This window comes from Pseudoneobacillus rhizosphaerae (genome assembly GCF_917563885.1).
In the GTDB taxonomy this organism is placed as follows: Bacteria; Bacillota; Bacilli; order Bacillales; family Cytobacillaceae; genus Pseudoneobacillus; species Pseudoneobacillus rhizosphaerae.
This window is the reverse complement of sequence record NZ_CAKJTG010000050.1, coordinates 1-16243: the sequence shown is the minus strand read 5'-3', so window position 1 is coordinate 16243 and position 16243 is coordinate 1. Positions and strand designations below refer to the sequence as shown.

Sequence of the window (16243 nt, the reverse complement as noted above, 5' to 3'; positions counted from 1 at the left end):
GCTCGACTTGCATGTATTAGGCACGCCGCCAGCGTTCGTCCTGAGCCAGGATCAAACTCTCCAATAAAGTGTTTGATTAGCTCATAAAGTTTACTCTGGCTTAGTTCCAACTTCCTAAAAAGAAAGTTTTCACTTCATTTATTATTGTTTGGTTGTTTAGTTTTCAAAGAGCAATTTGTTACTTATCGCCTAGAAGCGACTTTATTAATATAACATTTTCGCTTTCTAGTGTCAACAACTTTTATAGTGTGTTTTTGTTAAGTTGTTGCGACAACTTTTATATAATATCACCATGGTAATTAAGGAGTCAATATAATTATTATTTTATTAATAAAAAAGCTGACCCAAAATCATTCGGGTCAGGTATTTTCAGCGTCTACCCCTCAAGGCTGTGAATCTGTATTTCCTATACAATCCACATTTGAATCGCCACTAATGCAAATAAACCCGGTATTCCTAATAATCCAGAAACAGCTGAAGTAACTAAATTAATCGGTACATGTAATCCATATTGGTTTCCAATTGCATTAAGGAAAAACAAAAGCAAGGCGCCAATTAAGATTTTCATTATTCCTTGGCCAACAAACCTAACCGGTTTGATTGGAGTGCCAATAAATAATAGAAGTAATATTAATGCTCCGATAATAGAAATAACGATAATAGGCTCCATAGGTATCCCTCTATTCAATCCTTTTCTATTAACTTATGTACAAGCTAATTAGAAAAGACCAATAGAAAAGGAATTATCTTAACAAAGATAATTGACGTTTTTTAGCTTCTTTTAATAAAAAGAAGTATTTTGCCTCTTCCACCTTCAAATGTAAAACCACATCATCAGAAGGGTCTAAGCATTTTTCTAGTAATTTCTTTTGCTGCTGCCTACTTTGTTTTAATTTTTCTAATTGAACGAGTAGCTTCTCATTGTATTCCTTTCGAAGCCATCCCTTCCTCCGAAAAAACATGATTCATTCCTCCGGTCGTCATTATTAATGTGTGTTATAAAAATAAAGCCTTTTTATACTTCCCTACGTCCTTCTATCGCTTTAGAGAGTGTTACCTCATCGGCGTATTCAAGGTCTCCTCCAACAGGTAATCCATGGGCAATTCGAGTTACTTTTATTCCAGATGGCTTCAGGAGACGCGAAATATACATGGCCGTTGCCTCACCCTCAATATTCGGGTTTGTAGCTAGTATAACTTCTTGTACGGTTTCATCTTGGAGTCTTTTTAACAGGTTTGGAATGTTTATATCCTCTGGACCAATTCCGTCCATAGGAGAAATGGCACCATGTAAAACATGGTAAAGGCCATTATATTCTCTCATTTTCTCCATTGCGATAACATCCTTAGGATCCTGGATTACACAAATAATGGTTTTGTCTCTTCTTTGATCCTCACAAATGTAGCACGGGTCCTGGTCTGTTATATGACCACAAACCGAACAATATGAAAGATTTCTTTTGGCATTAACAAGTGCCTTAGCAAAATCAAGGACAGTATCTTCCTTCATATTTAAAACAAAAAAAGCCAGGCGCGCAGCCGTTTTCGGGCCGATCCCTGGCAATTTCATAAAGCTATCAATCAGCTTTGATATCGGTTCAGGATAATGCATAATTTTTTATCCCCCTAGAACATCCCCGGAAGATTCATACCCTTTGTAAATTGACCCATTGTGTTGTTAGATAATTCCTCCGCCTTTTTTAATGCATCATTTGTTGCGGCTAATACTAAATCCTGTAACATTTCGATATCATCTGGATCTACAGCCTCTGGCTTTATTACAACATCTAAAACTTCCTTATGACCTGAAACGACAACCGTTACGATTCCGCCCCCTGCAGTACCTTCAATTCTTTCTTCACCAAGTTTCACTTGAGCTTCTTCCATTTTCTTTTGCATTTTTTGCATTTGTTTCATCATATTTTGCATATTTCCATTTCCACGCATCATTATAAATTCCTCCAATTTAATTTTTCTATTACGAAAAGAGCTTAATCTTTTATTTCAACAAGTTCTGAACCGAAAAGCTTTTTGGCTTCAGCGATAATCGGGTCTTCAACTTGAGGCTCGTTTGTTTGATCTGGATCATTTTGCTGCTCTTGAATGAAGCTTTCTCGAATGGATAGCCATTGGTCCTCTGGGACGCCAATTATACTTGTTGTTCTATTGGTATTCTCACCTATAATTCCTGAGACTACTTCAACAAAACGGCTATTTTCCATCGCCATTTGACAATGAAGTTCGTACTTAAATTTTATAATGACATTGCTATCTGAGGCAGCTACTGGCTCAGCATCATTTAATAACGCTGCTTGTGATCGCATCTGATTTTGCACTAACTTGGTAATCAATTGCCCCCAATGACTTTTTACTTGCTGTAAATCTTGCTTCGTTGCTTGCTTTAATACTTCGTTAATTCTACCTACCGGGGCTTGGAATCCCTTCCTTGTACCTCGCTGTGTTTTTGGTTGCGATGCCGCTTGTCCGGTATCCTGTTTTGAGGTAATCCCATTTTCTTTTAAATGCTTTATTTCACTCTCAAGTTGATTTACTTTAGCAAGTAGCTGTTGCACTTCCCCTGAGGAAGGAGCATCACCTTCATATTCCTTCGTTTCAATCTGTGTTAGCTTAACGATTGCAACTTCTAGGAAAATTCTTGGATGATTTGTCCATCGCATCTCCTGCTGTGTTTTATTCAAAATATCTATTAGCTGATAAATTCGCTCTGCAGATGTTTTGTCCGATAATACTTGAAATTCTTGATCAAGCATCACTCGCTCGAAAGTTTCCTCTAGATTTGGAGCTGCTTTAAATAATAGCATATCACGATAGTAGAGAATAAAATCTTCAATGAACCGTACTGGGTCTTTCCCCTGTGATAATAACTCACCGACTGTTTCTAAAGCAGAAGCAACATTTTTTTCAATTAATGAATGGGCTAATTGATTAAGTAGGCTTTGCGAGACTGACCCTGTTACAGTAAGAGCATCTTCCGTGGTAACAGCTTCATCACTAAAGGAAATGGCCTGATCCAAAAGACTTAGTGCATCGCGCATCCCGCCTTCTGCTGCCCTTGCAATAATATGTAAAGCTTTATCATCACATTGAACATTCGTTTCCTCAACAATCAACTTCATCCGCCTAACGATATCTTGAGGTGTTATTCGTTTAAAATCAAAACGCTGACATCTTGAAATAATCGTAAGTGGAATCTTATGTGGTTCTGTTGTTGCTAATATAAAGATGACATGCTGTGGCGGCTCTTCCAATGTTTTTAATAAGGCATTAAAGGCCCCAATGGAAAGCATATGCACTTCATCGACAATATAAACCTTATATTTTACGACATTAGGAGCATATTTAACTTTATCACGAATATCCCTTATTTCTTCGACGCCATTATTAGAAGCTGCATCAATTTCGATGACATCTGGAATGGAACCGTCTGTTATTCCTAAACACGCTGAACATTCATTACAAGGTTCGCTCACAGGTGATTTTTCACAATTCACTGCTTTTGCTAAAATTTTTGCTGCGCTTGTTTTCCCTGTCCCTCGTGGCCCCGAAAAGAGATAAGCATGTGATATTTTTTCTTGTACAAGGGCATTTTGCAATGTTTTCGTTACATGCTCTTGCCCGACAACGTCAATAAAGCTTTGTGGACGCCAAACCCGATATAAAGCTTGATAACTCATTACATTGCCTCCCTTTTAAAGATAATCTTTTATTCCTTTAGCCATTCTATTATACCGTATCTATTTTAGATATTACAAAATATAAACAAAAAACTCACCTCTAAAAATAGAGATGAGCTTCGTTTATAATTATTTAAATGCCGTGCACCTTCCGTCGACACGCACCCATAGGCGTTACTCAAGCAGTCAGCTCGACCCAGGCGCTCCCGCGGCACATGAGAGTGTCCACTTAATGCTGCTTCCTTCCGGACCTGACATGGTTCATGGATTCCCATTGCGCAGGACCCGGGTGTCAACACCACTTACTTGAGGCAGCCCTACAGAATACGAGCCTAAGGAAGGGATTCGGCCTCGCTAGAGCGGATTGCGAGTACAGGGCACCGCTACCTCCCCGCTTAGCACGGCAAAGTTGAAACCATATTTGGTTGTGTCGTAACTGACACATACAAAGTATACTAATTTAAATCAAAAAAAGCAACAGCTTATAGACTGTTAATTCCTTCATGATTATCCAATTGCGTTTTTTTAGCAAGTTTAACTAGCCTTTTCTTATCACGAATTCCTTTAAAAAATTCCGAAAGCAATAAACTACACTCCTTCTCTAATACTCCAGACGTGATTTCACTCTTATGATTAAACCGTTCATCTTGAAGGAGATTCATCAGTGTACCTGCGCATCCTCCTTTTGGGTCAGTCGCTCCATATATAACCCGTTTTATACGGGACAGGATAATGGCCCCTGAACACATTGGGCAAGGCTCAAGTGTTACATACAGTTCGGCATTTTCTAATCGCCACGATTTTGTTTTTTTACAAGCTTGGTCGATGGCTAACAATTCGGCATGAGCAATTGCATTTTGCTCGCACTCTCGCAAATTATGCGCCCTAGCAATAATTTCTCCATTTAAAACGATAATTGCCCCAATTGGAACCTCCGCTTTAGCTTCCGCTTTTTTGGCTTCCAATATGGCTTCTTTCATATATTCTTCATCTTTTAATGACATCATTTTAAAAACCTCACTCATTACTATTCATCATAAAAATACCGCTTCTAACCCAAAATAGCAAAGAGGAGCGATAACTTATGACTACATTTCCACCAAACAGTGCCTTACTTATTATTGATGTGATTAATAACTTTGAATTTGAGCATGGAAAAATTCTAGCGAAAAAAACTTTACATATCGTAAATCCATTAAAACAATTGAAAAAATATTTTAAAAAGCAACAGCTTCCAATTATTTATGTTAATGATCACTATAATCTTTGGCAGGCAAATCTTGATAGGATTGTTAAGTCTTGTCTGAATCCTCTAAGTGAAATGATTTTACAGGAAATTAAGCCTGATGAAGATGACTATTTTTTAATAAAGCCAATGCATTCCGCCTTTTATGAAACAGCCTTAAATACATTATTACAACAACTTCATGTGAATACACTTGTTTTAACAGGAATCGCCGGTAACATTTGCGTCCTCTTTACTGCAAATGATGCGTATATGCGTGACTATCAACTGATTATTCCGAGAGATTGTATGGCATCCGTTGATGATAGAGACCAATCCTATGCTCTAACGATGATGAAAAATGTTCTAAAAGCGGAGATTATTTTTTCTAACGATTACATCGAAAATTAATCATGTTTGTTCCTCTCTGCTCATAAAATAGCTGTAACGTTTTACATGGTGAGGAGGACGTTACATGCAGATTCATGTTGTACAAAGGGGACAATCGTTGTATGGAATTGCCCAAACATATGGCTCAACCGTAAATGATATTGTGGAAGCAAATGAAATTCCTAACCCTAGTGTTTTAGTGGTTGGGCAAGCATTAGTTATTCCGATTATCGGAAGCTTTTATTGGGTAAAGGCCGGTGATACATTATGGTCGGTTTCTAGACTCTTTGGCATTTCGTATCAAGAACTAGCAAGGGTAAATAACATATCCCCCAATCAGGCTTTAAGAGTGGGTTACCGGTTATACATCCCACCTCGAAGAAAAGTGAGAGGTGAATTCAACGGTTATGTGGAACCTAGAGGTAACACAGTTGCGCCAGCACTAGAGACTGCGGCTAGAGAAGCTGGGCCATTTTTGACCTATTTAGCTCCTTTTAGTTTTCAGGTATTACGAAATGGTAGTTTGAAGGAACCACTTCTGGACGAATTCCCTGCTATCGCAAAAGCACATAATAATGTGTTAATGATGGTGTTAACCAATCAAGAAAATGATCAATTTAGTGCTGACCTAGGACGAATTATCTTAAACGATATTCCAATTCAGGATCGGCTTTTAAATAATATTGTGACAACCGCAAAGAAATATGGTTTCCGTGATATTCATTTTGATTTTGAATTTTTACGTCCTACCGATAGGGAAGCCTACAATCAATTTTTAAGAAAAGCAAAAGCACGGTTTAACCAAGAGGGCTGGTTTTTGTCGACCGCTTTAGCTCCGAAAACGAGTGCCACTCAAAAAGGTGAATGGTATGAAGCTCATGATTATAAGGCGCATGGAGAAATCGTTGATTTTGTTGTCATAATGACCTATGAATGGGGTTATAGTGGTGGGCCAGCAATGGCAGTATCACCCATTGGACCAGTTCGAGACGTGCTTGAATATGCTATAACTGAAATGCCAGCAAATAAAATTTTAATGGGCCAAAATCTATATGGGTATGATTGGACATTACCGTTTGTTCAAGGCACCGTTGCAAAGGCCGTGAGCCCACAACAAGCCATTTTATTAGCAGCTAATAATCACGTAGCCATCCAATATGATAATAAAGCACAAGCCCCATTCTTCCACTATACCGCTGATGGAAAACGACATGAAGTATGGTTTGAGGATGCACGCTCTATCCAAGCTAAATTTGATTTAATTAAAGAATTAGGGCTAAGAGGCATGAGCTATTGGAAATTAGGTCTCTCCTTCCCGCAAAATTGGCTATTAATTAGAGAAAATTTTAATGTCGTAAAACGAACATAAATAATTATTCTAGCTAGGGTGTCTACTGACTCTAGCTTTTTTCCAATCCCCAAATATATCCTTCAATATTCCTTCCCATTTCCAATCCATATTGTGTTAAAATAAATTTTGTGTCAAAAGAAAAGGAATCATTTTTAGACAAAAGATGACATAATTACACATAGATACTATTGCATAAAAGCATAGCCATAAATAAAAAAGAAAAGGTAGCTGGAGAAGGAGGACATGCGATGGAAGGAACACCCTTTATTACGGTTGAAGGTCCTATCGGGATTGGCAAAACATCACTTGCTAAGGCTATTTCCAACCACTTCCACTTTGCATTATTGAAAGAAATTGTTGATGAAAATCCATTCTTGGGGAAATTCTATGAAAATATCGAAGAGTGGAGCTTCCAAACTGAAATGTTCTTTCTCTGCAATCGATATAAACAATTAGGAGATATTAATAGTCATTACTTAAATCGGGATATCCCTGTGGCTGCTGATTATCATATCTTTAAAAATCTTATCTTTGCACAGAGAAGCTTAAGTGGGGCAGAATATCAGAAATATTTTAAGATTTATCAAATCTTAACAGAGGGTATGCCGAAACCAAATGTGATTATTTACTTAAATGCTAGTTTAGATACCCTATTAAAACGAATTGAAATGCGTGGTCGCGAATTTGAAAAGAAGATTAGTCCTCTATATTTAGAACAGCTTTCCATCGATTATGAAAATGCAATCACAATCTTTGAAAAGGAACATCCAGAAGTTCAAGTATTGCGTTTTAATGGCGATGAAATTGACTTTGTTAAAAATGAGGACGATCTGAAATTAATTCTAGATACATTAACAACATCTTTAAAAAAAGGAGTCTACAATCATGAATCTTCGAAGTAAATATGGGATTCCACAGGACGCTGTTATCACAATTGCTGGTACAGTAGGTGTTGGAAAATCTACCATGACAAACGCACTAGCAAATGCCCTTGGCTTTCGAACTTCTTTTGAAAAAGTCGATACAAATCCTTATTTAGATAAATTTTATGCTGATTTTGAACGATGGAGCTTTCATCTTCAAATTTATTTTTTAGCTGAACGTTTCAAGGAGCAAAAACGTATTTTTGAATATGGCGGTGGCTTTATTCAAGATCGTTCCATTTATGAAGACACAGGAATTTTCGCTAAAATGCATTTTGAAAAAGGTACGATGTCGATGGTCGATTATGATACGTATACAAGCCTGTTTGATGCGATGGTCATGACACCTTATTTCCCACATCCTGACTTATTAATATATCTTGAAGGTTCATTAGATGATATATTAGATCGCATTAAAGAAAGAGGACGCCCAATGGAGCAACAAACACCTGTTTCCTATTGGGAAGAAATGCACCAACGCTATGAAGAATGGATCAATAACTTTAGTGCTTGCCCAGTATTACGTCTAAACATAAACGATTACGACGTAGTCCAAAACGAACAATCCATTGAACCAATCTTAGAACGTATCTCACACTTCATCCAACAATCGCAACTATTAAAAAGATAAGACGCCTAAAGGCGTCTTTTTTGCTTTAAAGCAGTGGGGGACAGTCCCTCACTGCTTTAACGCGGTACAATAAAGGCAATAAAAAAAACCCGTTACAAAATGTAACGGGTTCTTGTATCTCCATTTATGCGCTATGGTAATACGTAATTAAAAAATTATGGAGGAGGAAGAGGGATTCGAACCCCCGCGCGGTATGACCCGCCTGTCGGTTTTCAAGACCGATCCCTTCAGCCGAACTTGGGTATTCCTCCGTATTGACAAGATATAATATATCATTTATATCTTTTCCTGTCAACACTCTTTGAAATATTTTTTTATTCTGGCTTGATGACCTCATGTTTCCCCATATATGGACGTAATACCTCTGGAATAATAACACTTCCATCTTCTTGTTGGTAGTTTTCCAAAATTGCAGCAACTGTACGCCCAATCGCTAAACCAGATCCATTTAAAGTATGAACATGCTCTGGTTTCCCCTTTGGATCACGACGGAAGCGAATATTCGCACGACGAGCCTGGAAGCTCTCAAAATTACTACAAGAAGAAATTTCACGGTACGTGCTATAGCTTGGAATCCAAACCTCGATATCGTACTTCTTAGCAGCAGTAAACCCTAGATCACCCGTACACATGCTTAACACTCGATACGGAAGTCCTAATAACTGTAATACCTTTTCAGCATGGCCAGTTAATTTTTCAAGCTCAGCATAAGAATCCTCTGGCTTCACGAACTTCACAAGCTCAACCTTATTAAATTGATGCTGACGGATTAAGCCTCTAGTGTCACGTCCTGCAGAACCAGCCTCAGATCGGAAACATGCACTGAAGGCAGCATAGTTTAAAGGTAAGTCTTCGCCAGATAAAATCTCATCACGGTGCATGTTGGTTACAGGTACCTCAGCAGTAGGAATTAAGAAGTAATCTTCACTTTCAATTCTAAAGGCATCTTCTTCAAACTTTGGTAGTTGCCCTGTACCTGTCATACTTGCACGATTAACAATATAAGGTGGAAGCACTTCTGTGTAGCCATGCTCATCTACATGAAGGTCTAACATGAAGCTGATTAAAGCGCGTTCTAAGCGAGCTCCAAGTCCTTTATAAAAAACAAAACGGCTACCTGTCACTTTTCCAGCCTTTTCGAAATCTAAAATATCAAGCTGGTCCGCAACGTCCCAGTGCGGCTTAGGTTCAAATCCAAAGTTACGGATTTCTCCCCATTTCCTTGCCTCAATATTATCGTCTTCTGTTTCCCCAATTGGAACACTTTCATGGGGAATATTCGGAATGCCTAATAGTAGATTTTCTAATGCCTCTTCAACAATACGAAGCTCGTCATCAATTGTCTTAATCTGATCTCCGACTTCACGCATTTCCGTAATTAAATGATTAGCATCTTGTTTATCTCGTTTCAATGCCGCTACTTGTGCAGAAACTTCATTTCTTTTACTCTTTAACTGCTCTGCTTCAACGATAAATTCACGACGCTTTTTATCTAGCTCTTCAAAATTGTCTAACGCTGATAAATCTTCCCCTCGATGTTGAAGCAACTTCTTAATGCCTTCGAAATCTGCTCTTAAAACTTTAATATCTAACATTACTACTTCCTCCTAACAAAATTTTTCCAATAAAAAAAACTCCCATCCCCTTGATGAAAAGGGACGAGAGTTACCCGCGTTGCCACCCTAATTGAAGGCAGATGCCTTCCACTTAGATTCATAACGGCTGTTAACCGAAAGTATCTACTAACAAGGTAGTGTTCAATACTTCACTCGAGGATGGATTCCTAAGCTCTATTCACTGGTTCACACCAACCACCAGCTCTCTTTAGAACGAATTCTTAGTACTAATTCCTCTCAACGTTTTCAATATGAATGATTGTAAATTAATTTACTATAATTATAAGCAATTTGCAACTAGATTATACGGATTATTTTACCAGAGACTCTTTAACCATATTAATAAAATAAGCAGTCATCCGATGGTCATCAGTTAGCTCCGGATGGAAGGAGCATCCTAAAAACTGCCCTTCTCTAGCCGCAACAATACGGCCATCATACTTCGCCAATACTTCCACATTTTCACCCGCTTGAACAATATGTGGTCCACGAATAAAAACAGCAGCAAAATTTTCAGCTACACCAGCGATATCTAAATCGGCTTCAAAGCTCTCACGTTGACGACCGAAAGAGTTTCTTTCGACTGTTACATCCATCACACCAATATGTGGGGCATCATAGCCAACAAGTCTCTTAGCTAAAAGAATTAAACCTGCGCATGTACCAAACATCGGCTTACCTGCTGCAGCAAATTCCTTTAGCTCACTCATAAAATCATATTTATCAATTAAACGTCTCATCGTAGTACTTTCTCCACCTGGGAGAATTAAACCATCGACTTCACTAAGCTGATCCTTTAATTTGATAACAACAGCTTCGGCACCGCATTCTTCGACTGCTCGAACATGTTCTCGGACAGCCCCTTGCAAAGCAAATACTCCAATTTTAACCATAGAATTACTCCTTACCAACCACGGTCCTGCATACGATCTCCAGGAGCTAGGTTAGAAATTTCAATTCCCTTCATTGCAACACCAAGATTTTTAGAAATCTCAGCAATTAGTTTGTAGTCCTGATAATGAGTAGTTGCCTCAACAATTGCTTTAGCAAATCTAGCTGGATTATCAGATTTGAAGATTCCAGAACCAACAAATACTCCATCTGCTCCTAATTGCATCATTAGAGCCGCATCAGCAGGTGTTGCCACACCACCAGCAGCAAAGTTTACAACTGGCAAGCGCCCTAAACGCTTGATTTCAAGAAGTAGCTCGTACGGAGCGCCTAGTAATTTAGCTTCTGTCATTAATTCGTCTTCGTTCATGCCCACTACTTTACGAACTTGAGCATTTACTTTACGCATATGTCTAACTGCTTCTACGATATTCCCTGTTCCAGGCTCACCTTTTGTACGTAGCATCGAAGCACCCTCAGCAATACGACGAGCAGCCTCACCAAGGTCGCGACAGCCACAAACAAATGGTACCGTAAAGGCATTCTTATTTAAATGATACTCTTCATCTGCAGGTGTTAAAACTTCACTCTCATCTATGTAATCCACACCCATCGCTTCTAACACACGTGCTTCAACAATATGACCAATACGAGCTTTAGCCATAACAGGAATAGATACCGCATTCATCACTTCTTCTGTAATTCTTGGGTCAGCCATTCTAGCTACTCCACCTGCTGCACGTATATCAGATGGTACACGTTCTAAAGCCATTACTGCTACAGCACCAGCTTCTTCTGCAATTTTCGCTTGTTCTGCATTGACAACGTCCATAATAACGCCGCCTTTTTGCATTTCTGCCATCCCACGTTTAACACGATCCGTACCTGTTTTCATTGTTTTTGCCCCCTTATCATTTACCTTATTCGCTTCATTTAGAAAAGAAAATGATTATCCAAAATTGCAAGATAATGATTACCAATATACTCGGGATTATTCATTCCCCTAATGGTAAATAAACAATAAAAAGAGCCTCATGTCAAGACACGAGGCTACAATTTACTATACTAAGTTAAAATAATGATGCTGCACTCTTCCAAATTCCACTAAAGAAATCGCCAATTCCACGCATCATTAAAATAAACCAATTTGCTTTTTCAACATCTTCAGCAGCAATTAACTCTACTTTAATCTGATTGGTTGCTTTGTCATCTAAGAAAGAAATGGTTTTATCACCTTTTGCTTTAATTGTAACGTAACCAACAACATCTCCTTTTTTCACTGGGGCTGTTAGTTCACCTTTTTTATTGAGTTTCTTTTTATCTAGAACAACAACCGGCTTATACTGACCCTTTTCGCCATTTAAGATAACCATTTCAATTGGATCTTTAGTGAATAGCTTCACCTTATCCTTTTTTCCTTTGATGACAGGAAGTGATTCATTACCTTTAATTTTTGAATTTGCAGGGAGTATTTCTTCAATCGCGTAATTACTAAAAGCATAATCAAGCATTTTTCTAGTTTCATCAAATCTTGCTTTATAGTTTCCTTGTCCATTAGCATTCTTTGCATTCATGACGACTGTTATGAATCTTTTTCCATCACGAGAAGCTGTACCTGTAAAACAATAACCAGCAAAATCAGTTGTACCTGTTTTAAGACCGTCTACACCTTCATAGCCAAAAACTAAAGAAGGAAGCATCCAATTCCAGTTTTCCATTTTTATTTCATCATCCGTGCCTTCACGGAACTTCTTTTTATCAATACTAGCCGTATCTAAAACTTCTGGAAAATCTTTTAATATTCTGTATGCTAATTTACCCGTTGCCCGAGCAGACATCACATTTTCTTCCTCAGGACCTGTGCCTTCCGGATGCATGCCCTTTAAATCTCTATTATTCAATCCGTGAGAATTAACAAATTTATAATTTTCTAATCCTAATTCTTGTGCTTTTTCATTCATCTTCTTCACAAAGTTAGCTTCTGATCCGCCGATAACTTCTGCAATAGCAGCCGTTGCACCGTTTGCTGAGTAGATTACCATAGCTTCATATAACTCACGAAGATTATACTTACCATCGCGTCTAAGAGGAACATTTGATAAAGAGCGATCTTGTGATAATCGCCATACATATTCAGTAACTGAATATTCCTGGTCCCATTTCACTCTACCTTCTTTAATTGCCTCAAGTAATAAGTATTCTGTCATCATTTTGGTCATACTAGCAATACCTAAAACAGTATCTGCATTTTTTTCAAAAAGCACTCTACCTGAAGATGCTTCAATTAAGATGGCTGCGTCTGCCCTAACATCTAATTGCGCTTCAGCCTGAACGAAATTGGTTGGTTGGAATAAACCGAATATCATGACAAAAGCCATTGAGATGGCTAATAATTTATTTCTAATTTCCCTCTTCACCTTTTTTACCCTCCATCTTTAAAAAATTTCACACTTTGACTATTTTAACATATCTATTTTTGAAAGGATAGGACAGGATTTCCTACTTTCAGATAAAGTACAACGATAAAAGCAGAGAGAAAGCCTCTCTGCTTTTACTGTTTTTTTTAAGATTGATATGAATAGTTTGGTGCTTCCTTAGTAATTTGAACATCATGTGGATGGCTTTCTCTTAGGCCAGCACCTGTCATTTTTACAAATTGAGCTTTTTCTCTTAAATCGCTTAAATCTTTAGAACCACAGTAGCCCATACCTGAACGAAGGCCACCAACTAATTGATAAATAGTATCAGACAATGGACCTTTATAGGCTACTCTTCCCTCGATTCCTTCAGGAACAAACTTTTTATTATCCTCTTGGAAATAGCGGTCTTTAGACCCCTTTTCCATCGCTCCAACTGAACCCATACCACGATAAACTTTAAATCGTCTGCCTTGATAGATTTCAGTCTCACCTGGACTTTCGGTTACACCTGCTAGAAGGCTTCCGAGCATGACCGCATGACCTCCTGCTGCCAATGCTTTCACAACATCTCCAGAATACTTAATTCCACCATCAGCAATGATAGACTTCCCATGCTTCCTAGCTTCAGTTGCACAATCATATACTGCTGTTATTTGTGGAACACCTACGCCTGCCACAACACGAGTTGTACAGATAGACCCTGGACCAATTCCAACTTTAATGACATCAGCACCAGCATCAATTAAATCCTTAGTCGCTTCAGCAGTTGCCACATTACCCGCAATAATCGTAAGGCTTGGGTATGCCTCTCGAATCATCTTTACAGTATCTAGAACTCCTTTAGAATGGCCATGCGCTGTATCTAAGACAATCGCATCTACCTGAGCCTTTACAAGCATCTCCACTCTCTTCATGGTGTCTGATGTTACTCCAACAGCAGCACCTACCAATAACCGTCCGAGTGAATCTTTTGCGGAATGAGGAAATTCAATCACCTTTTCAATATCTTTTATTGTGATTAATCCTTTTAAGACCCCTTCATCATCAACTAATGGAAGTTTTTCAATTTTATGCTTTTGAAGGATTTTTTCGGCTTCTTTTAAACTAGTTCCAACAGAAGCCGTTACTAAATTTTCCTTTGTCATTACATCGGTAATTTTAATGGAATAATCTTGAATGAAACGTAAATCACGATTAGTAAGGATGCCAATTAGCTTTTGTTCATCGTCATTATTAACAATTGGAACTCCTGAGATACGATATTTACTCATTAAATGCTCTGCATCAAAAACTTGATGATCAGGAGTTAAATAAAATGGGTCGGTAATAACTCCACTTTCGGAGCGCTTTACCTTATCAACTTGATCAGCCTGCTGTTCAATGGTCATATTTTTATGAATAATTCCAAGTCCACCTTGTCTAGCCATAGAAATGGCCATCTCAGCTTCAGTAACAGTATCCATCCCTGCACTAATAAATGGAATATTTAATTTAAGATTTTTTGCTAATTCAACATGGAGCACTACATCTCTAGGAAGTACTTCTGACCTAGCTGGAACTAATAAAACATCATCAAACGTTAATCCTTCTTTAGCAAATTTACTTTCCCACATTCGATTTCCTCTCCATTCACAAAAAAAATATTATGTGTAGGTTATCAATTGGGCAAAATACTGTCAAGGGAGAATCGATATGTTAGATTATTCAAAAAACAAAGAGGAGAAAACCTATGTATACAAATTATAAAGATTGGACTAATTATTTATCCTTTTTTTCAGCTGAGCATAGTCAAAAAATGTTGAAAAGGTCTTATGAAAAACTTCAAATTGAGCAAGCTGACCAAAAAAGCTTCGAAAATTGCTACCCGTTTATTTATTATTTAGAGCATGCAAAAACCTATTATGATCAAGCTAAACATTCTCCTCTACTCATTCAACCGATACTCATGTTTTATGGATTTGTCCATTTGATAAAAGCTAGTATATTAACGATACAACCTACCTATCCAGAAAATACTTCTGTGTTAGCACATGGTGTTTCGACTAGAAAACGAAAGAAGCAGCAATATCATTTTTTCCAAGATGAAGTTAAAATACAAAAAAATGGTCTTTTCCCTTTCATGGCAGAAAAAATGTTTCACATGAAACATTTGGAAGGAGAAAAGGCAAATATGGAGGACTTATTACAATTAATACCTGAGTTGAATGACCTATTTTCTTGTTTTAATGGAACATCAATTTTCTTAAAGGTACAACATAAAGAGAATCAGTTCACATTTTCCAAAAAGATTTTAGACCATTACCATATGACTGAAAGTCGTTTTCAAGAATTTTATAAAACAAAGTCGCAGGTACCTAGTCATTTTATTAATAACTTAAAGGATGACATTGAAATGAAGCTTGAATTAGATAAGGGAATAGATCCCGTCCCATTACGCTATAATTTCGATAAAGATACTTTTCACTTACCAATAGTAAAAAGCGATCTACTACACTTTCCTGAAATACTAATTCATTATTTACTTTTATATAATTTAAGTATGATTGCAAGATATGAGACAGAATGGTGGAGTGAATTGGTTAAAATGATGCCAAATAAAGATTATCCATTTATTTGTAATTTTTTATCAATTGCCCTTAATAAAGGCCCCTTTCTGGTTTATCAATATTTAATTGGACATTTAAAGTAATTAAAAAACAAGCTCACCTAGAGCTTGTTTTTTAGAGTTTTACCAATCCTTTGTTACTGCTAAAAGCATATCTATTTCTATTTCCTTCATATTACAAAAAAAGTCTTCCTCTTTACTATAGGAAGTTGTTTCTAACAATTTATCAATATCTAACTTTACTAATTCCATTATTATTTCCTCCCTATAATCCTCTAAATGTATTTGGTTTACTATACATTTCGTTACAAATTGTACATTATGGGGGTAGATTATATAAATGCAAAAAAAACAACCCATAAAGGTTGTTTCTAATTGCCTGGCGACGTCCTACTCTCACAGGGGGAATCCCCCAACTACCATCGGCGCAAAGAAGCTTAACTTCCGTGTTCGGTATGGGAACGGGTGTGACCTTCTTGCCATCGCCACCAGACTG

Annotated in this window: 17 protein-coding genes, 1 tRNA gene, 2 rRNA genes, 1 other RNA gene and 1 other annotated feature; of the genes, 5 read left to right on the top strand and 16 right to left on the bottom strand. The window is 37.6% G+C overall.

What is annotated here, in order from left to right:
- The 8 genes from LRP83_RS22700 to tadA form a co-directional block, all read right to left on the bottom strand.
- Window positions 1-67 (bottom strand): 16S ribosomal RNA (locus LRP83_RS22700); the annotation flags it as partial.
- 339 nt (window positions 68-406) lie between these two features.
- Window positions 407-670, bottom strand: a complete 264-nt coding sequence (locus LRP83_RS22695; protein ID WP_230499108.1) for a pro-sigmaK processing inhibitor BofA family protein — start codon at window positions 668-670, stop codon at window positions 407-409.
- Window positions 671-743: 73 nt separating this feature from the next.
- Window positions 744-962, bottom strand: coding sequence for a YaaL family protein (locus LRP83_RS22690; RefSeq protein WP_230499107.1), 219 nt, complete (start codon window positions 960-962; stop codon window positions 744-746).
- Window positions 963-1015: 53 nt separating this feature from the next.
- Entirely contained in the window at window positions 1016-1612 is a 597-nt protein-coding gene (gene recR, locus LRP83_RS22685; protein ID WP_230499106.1) for a recombination mediator RecR, read from the bottom strand.
- Between the two features lie 14 nt (window positions 1613-1626).
- Window positions 1627-1950: a YbaB/EbfC family nucleoid-associated protein gene (locus tag LRP83_RS22680; RefSeq protein WP_230499105.1), complete on the bottom strand. Its 324-nt coding sequence runs from the start codon at window positions 1948-1950 to the stop codon at window positions 1627-1629.
- Between the two features lie 41 nt (window positions 1951-1991).
- Window positions 1992-3695, bottom strand: a complete 1704-nt coding sequence (dnaX, locus tag LRP83_RS22675; protein ID WP_230499104.1) for a DNA polymerase III subunit gamma/tau — start codon at window positions 3693-3695, stop codon at window positions 1992-1994.
- 140 nt (window positions 3696-3835) lie between these two features.
- Window positions 3836-4099: signal recognition particle sRNA large type (gene ffs, locus LRP83_RS22670), an RNA gene on the bottom strand.
- A gap of 78 nt (window positions 4100-4177) precedes the next feature.
- Complete coding sequence (gene tadA / locus LRP83_RS22665; RefSeq protein ID WP_230499109.1) at window positions 4178-4699, bottom strand: tRNA adenosine(34) deaminase TadA; 522 nt, start codon at window positions 4697-4699, stop codon at window positions 4178-4180.
- Between the two features lie 80 nt (window positions 4700-4779).
- Here tadA and LRP83_RS22660 point away from each other — a divergent pair, with 80 nt between their 5' ends.
- The 4 genes from LRP83_RS22660 to LRP83_RS22645 all read left to right on the top strand — a co-directional run bounded on the left by LRP83_RS22660 (window position 4780) and on the right by LRP83_RS22645 (window position 8215).
- Window positions 4780-5331: a cysteine hydrolase family protein gene (locus LRP83_RS22660; protein ID WP_230499103.1), complete on the top strand. Its 552-nt coding sequence runs from the start codon at window positions 4780-4782 to the stop codon at window positions 5329-5331.
- A 64-nt stretch (window positions 5332-5395) separates the two neighbouring features.
- Window positions 5396-6679 carry a glycoside hydrolase family 18 protein gene (locus LRP83_RS22655; protein ID WP_230499102.1) on the top strand — a complete coding sequence of 428 codons (1284 nt, stop codon included), beginning with the start codon at window positions 5396-5398 and terminating at the stop codon, window positions 6677-6679.
- A 230-nt stretch (window positions 6680-6909) separates the two neighbouring features.
- A complete protein-coding gene (locus LRP83_RS22650) occupies window positions 6910-7563 on the top strand; it encodes a deoxynucleoside kinase (RefSeq protein WP_230499101.1) in 654 nt (217 codons plus the stop codon).
- Window positions 7547-8215: a deoxynucleoside kinase gene (locus tag LRP83_RS22645; protein ID WP_230499100.1), complete on the top strand. Its 669-nt coding sequence runs from the start codon at window positions 7547-7549 to the stop codon at window positions 8213-8215. The genes LRP83_RS22650 and LRP83_RS22645 overlap by 17 nt, the downstream gene beginning before the upstream one ends.
- Before the next feature lie 158 nt (window positions 8216-8373).
- On the opposite strand, the gene LRP83_RS22640 is transcribed toward LRP83_RS22645, so the two are convergent.
- The 6 genes from LRP83_RS22640 to guaB all read right to left on the bottom strand — a co-directional run bounded on the left by LRP83_RS22640 (window position 8374) and on the right by guaB (window position 14755).
- Window positions 8374-8466, bottom strand: a tRNA-Ser gene (locus LRP83_RS22640).
- Between the two features lie 63 nt (window positions 8467-8529).
- Entirely contained in the window at window positions 8530-9810 is a 1281-nt protein-coding gene (serS, locus tag LRP83_RS22635) for a serine--tRNA ligase (RefSeq protein WP_230499099.1), read from the bottom strand.
- Between the two features lie 56 nt (window positions 9811-9866).
- Window positions 9867-10081: a binding site (T-box leader), on the bottom strand.
- A gap of 61 nt (window positions 10082-10142) precedes the next feature.
- Complete coding sequence (pdxT, locus tag LRP83_RS22630) at window positions 10143-10724, bottom strand: pyridoxal 5'-phosphate synthase glutaminase subunit PdxT (RefSeq protein ID WP_230499098.1); 582 nt, start codon at window positions 10722-10724, stop codon at window positions 10143-10145.
- Between the two features lie 11 nt (window positions 10725-10735).
- Entirely contained in the window at window positions 10736-11617 is an 882-nt protein-coding gene (gene pdxS, locus LRP83_RS22625) for a pyridoxal 5'-phosphate synthase lyase subunit PdxS (protein ID WP_230499097.1), read from the bottom strand.
- A 175-nt stretch (window positions 11618-11792) separates the two neighbouring features.
- Window positions 11793-13139: a D-alanyl-D-alanine carboxypeptidase family protein gene (locus LRP83_RS22620; RefSeq protein ID WP_230499096.1), complete on the bottom strand. Its 1347-nt coding sequence runs from the start codon at window positions 13137-13139 to the stop codon at window positions 11793-11795.
- Between the two features lie 146 nt (window positions 13140-13285).
- On the bottom strand, window positions 13286-14755 hold the full coding sequence (guaB, locus tag LRP83_RS22615; RefSeq protein ID WP_230499095.1) for an IMP dehydrogenase: 1470 nt from the start codon (window positions 14753-14755) through the stop codon (window positions 13286-13288).
- Between the two features lie 116 nt (window positions 14756-14871).
- On the opposite strand from guaB, the gene LRP83_RS22610 reads away from it, so the two are divergent.
- Window positions 14872-15831 carry a YaaC family protein gene (locus LRP83_RS22610; protein ID WP_230499094.1) on the top strand — a complete coding sequence of 320 codons (960 nt, stop codon included), beginning with the start codon at window positions 14872-14874 and terminating at the stop codon, window positions 15829-15831.
- Window positions 15832-15870: 39 nt separating this feature from the next.
- Here LRP83_RS22610 and LRP83_RS23285 read toward each other — a convergent pair whose 3' ends face one another.
- The gene (locus LRP83_RS23285) at window positions 15871-15999 is read right to left on the bottom strand and encodes a hypothetical protein (protein WP_290369610.1); all 129 of its coding nucleotides are present in this window, start codon (window positions 15997-15999) and stop codon (window positions 15871-15873) included.
- Window positions 16000-16124: 125 nt separating this feature from the next.
- Window positions 16125-16240: ribosomal RNA gene (gene rrf, locus LRP83_RS22605) — 5S ribosomal RNA — on the bottom strand.
- Window positions 16241-16243 lie beyond the last annotated feature (3 nt).

What these genes read in the sequence shown, in the direction of transcription:
- LRP83_RS22695 (WP_230499108.1), bottom strand. Translation starts at nt 670, where the DNA reads ATGGAGCCTATTATCGTTATTTCTATTATCGGAGCATTAATATTACTT.
- LRP83_RS22690 (WP_230499107.1), bottom strand. Translation starts at nt 962, where the DNA reads ATGTTTTTTCGGAGGAAGGGATGGCTTCGAAAGGAATACAATGAGAAG.
- recR (WP_230499106.1), bottom strand. Translation starts at nt 1,612, where the DNA reads ATGCATTATCCTGAACCGATATCAAAGCTGATTGATAGCTTTATGAAA.
- LRP83_RS22680 (WP_230499105.1), bottom strand. Translation starts at nt 1,950, where the DNA reads ATGATGCGTGGAAATGGAAATATGCAAAATATGATGAAACAAATGCAA.
- dnaX (WP_230499104.1), bottom strand. Translation starts at nt 3,695, where the DNA reads ATGAGTTATCAAGCTTTATATCGGGTTTGGCGTCCACAAAGCTTTATT.
- tadA (WP_230499109.1), bottom strand. Translation starts at nt 4,699, where the DNA reads ATGTCATTAAAAGATGAAGAATATATGAAAGAAGCCATATTGGAAGCC.
- LRP83_RS22660 (WP_230499103.1), top strand. Translation starts at nt 4,780, where the DNA reads ATGACTACATTTCCACCAAACAGTGCCTTACTTATTATTGATGTGATT.
- LRP83_RS22655 (WP_230499102.1), top strand. Translation starts at nt 5,396, where the DNA reads ATGCAGATTCATGTTGTACAAAGGGGACAATCGTTGTATGGAATTGCC.
- LRP83_RS22650 (WP_230499101.1), top strand. Translation starts at nt 6,910, where the DNA reads ATGGAAGGAACACCCTTTATTACGGTTGAAGGTCCTATCGGGATTGGC.
- LRP83_RS22645 (WP_230499100.1), top strand. Translation starts at nt 7,547, where the DNA reads ATGAATCTTCGAAGTAAATATGGGATTCCACAGGACGCTGTTATCACA.
- serS (WP_230499099.1), bottom strand. Translation starts at nt 9,810, where the DNA reads ATGTTAGATATTAAAGTTTTAAGAGCAGATTTCGAAGGCATTAAGAAG.
- pdxT (WP_230499098.1), bottom strand. Translation starts at nt 10,724, where the DNA reads ATGGTTAAAATTGGAGTATTTGCTTTGCAAGGGGCTGTCCGAGAACAT.
- pdxS (WP_230499097.1), bottom strand. Translation starts at nt 11,617, where the DNA reads ATGAAAACAGGTACGGATCGTGTTAAACGTGGGATGGCAGAAATGCAA.
- guaB (WP_230499095.1), bottom strand. Translation starts at nt 14,755, where the DNA reads ATGTGGGAAAGTAAATTTGCTAAAGAAGGATTAACGTTTGATGATGTT.
- LRP83_RS22610 (WP_230499094.1), top strand. Translation starts at nt 14,872, where the DNA reads ATGTATACAAATTATAAAGATTGGACTAATTATTTATCCTTTTTTTCA.
- LRP83_RS23285 (WP_290369610.1), bottom strand. Translation starts at nt 15,999, where the DNA reads ATGGAATTAGTAAAGTTAGATATTGATAAATTGTTAGAAACAACTTCC.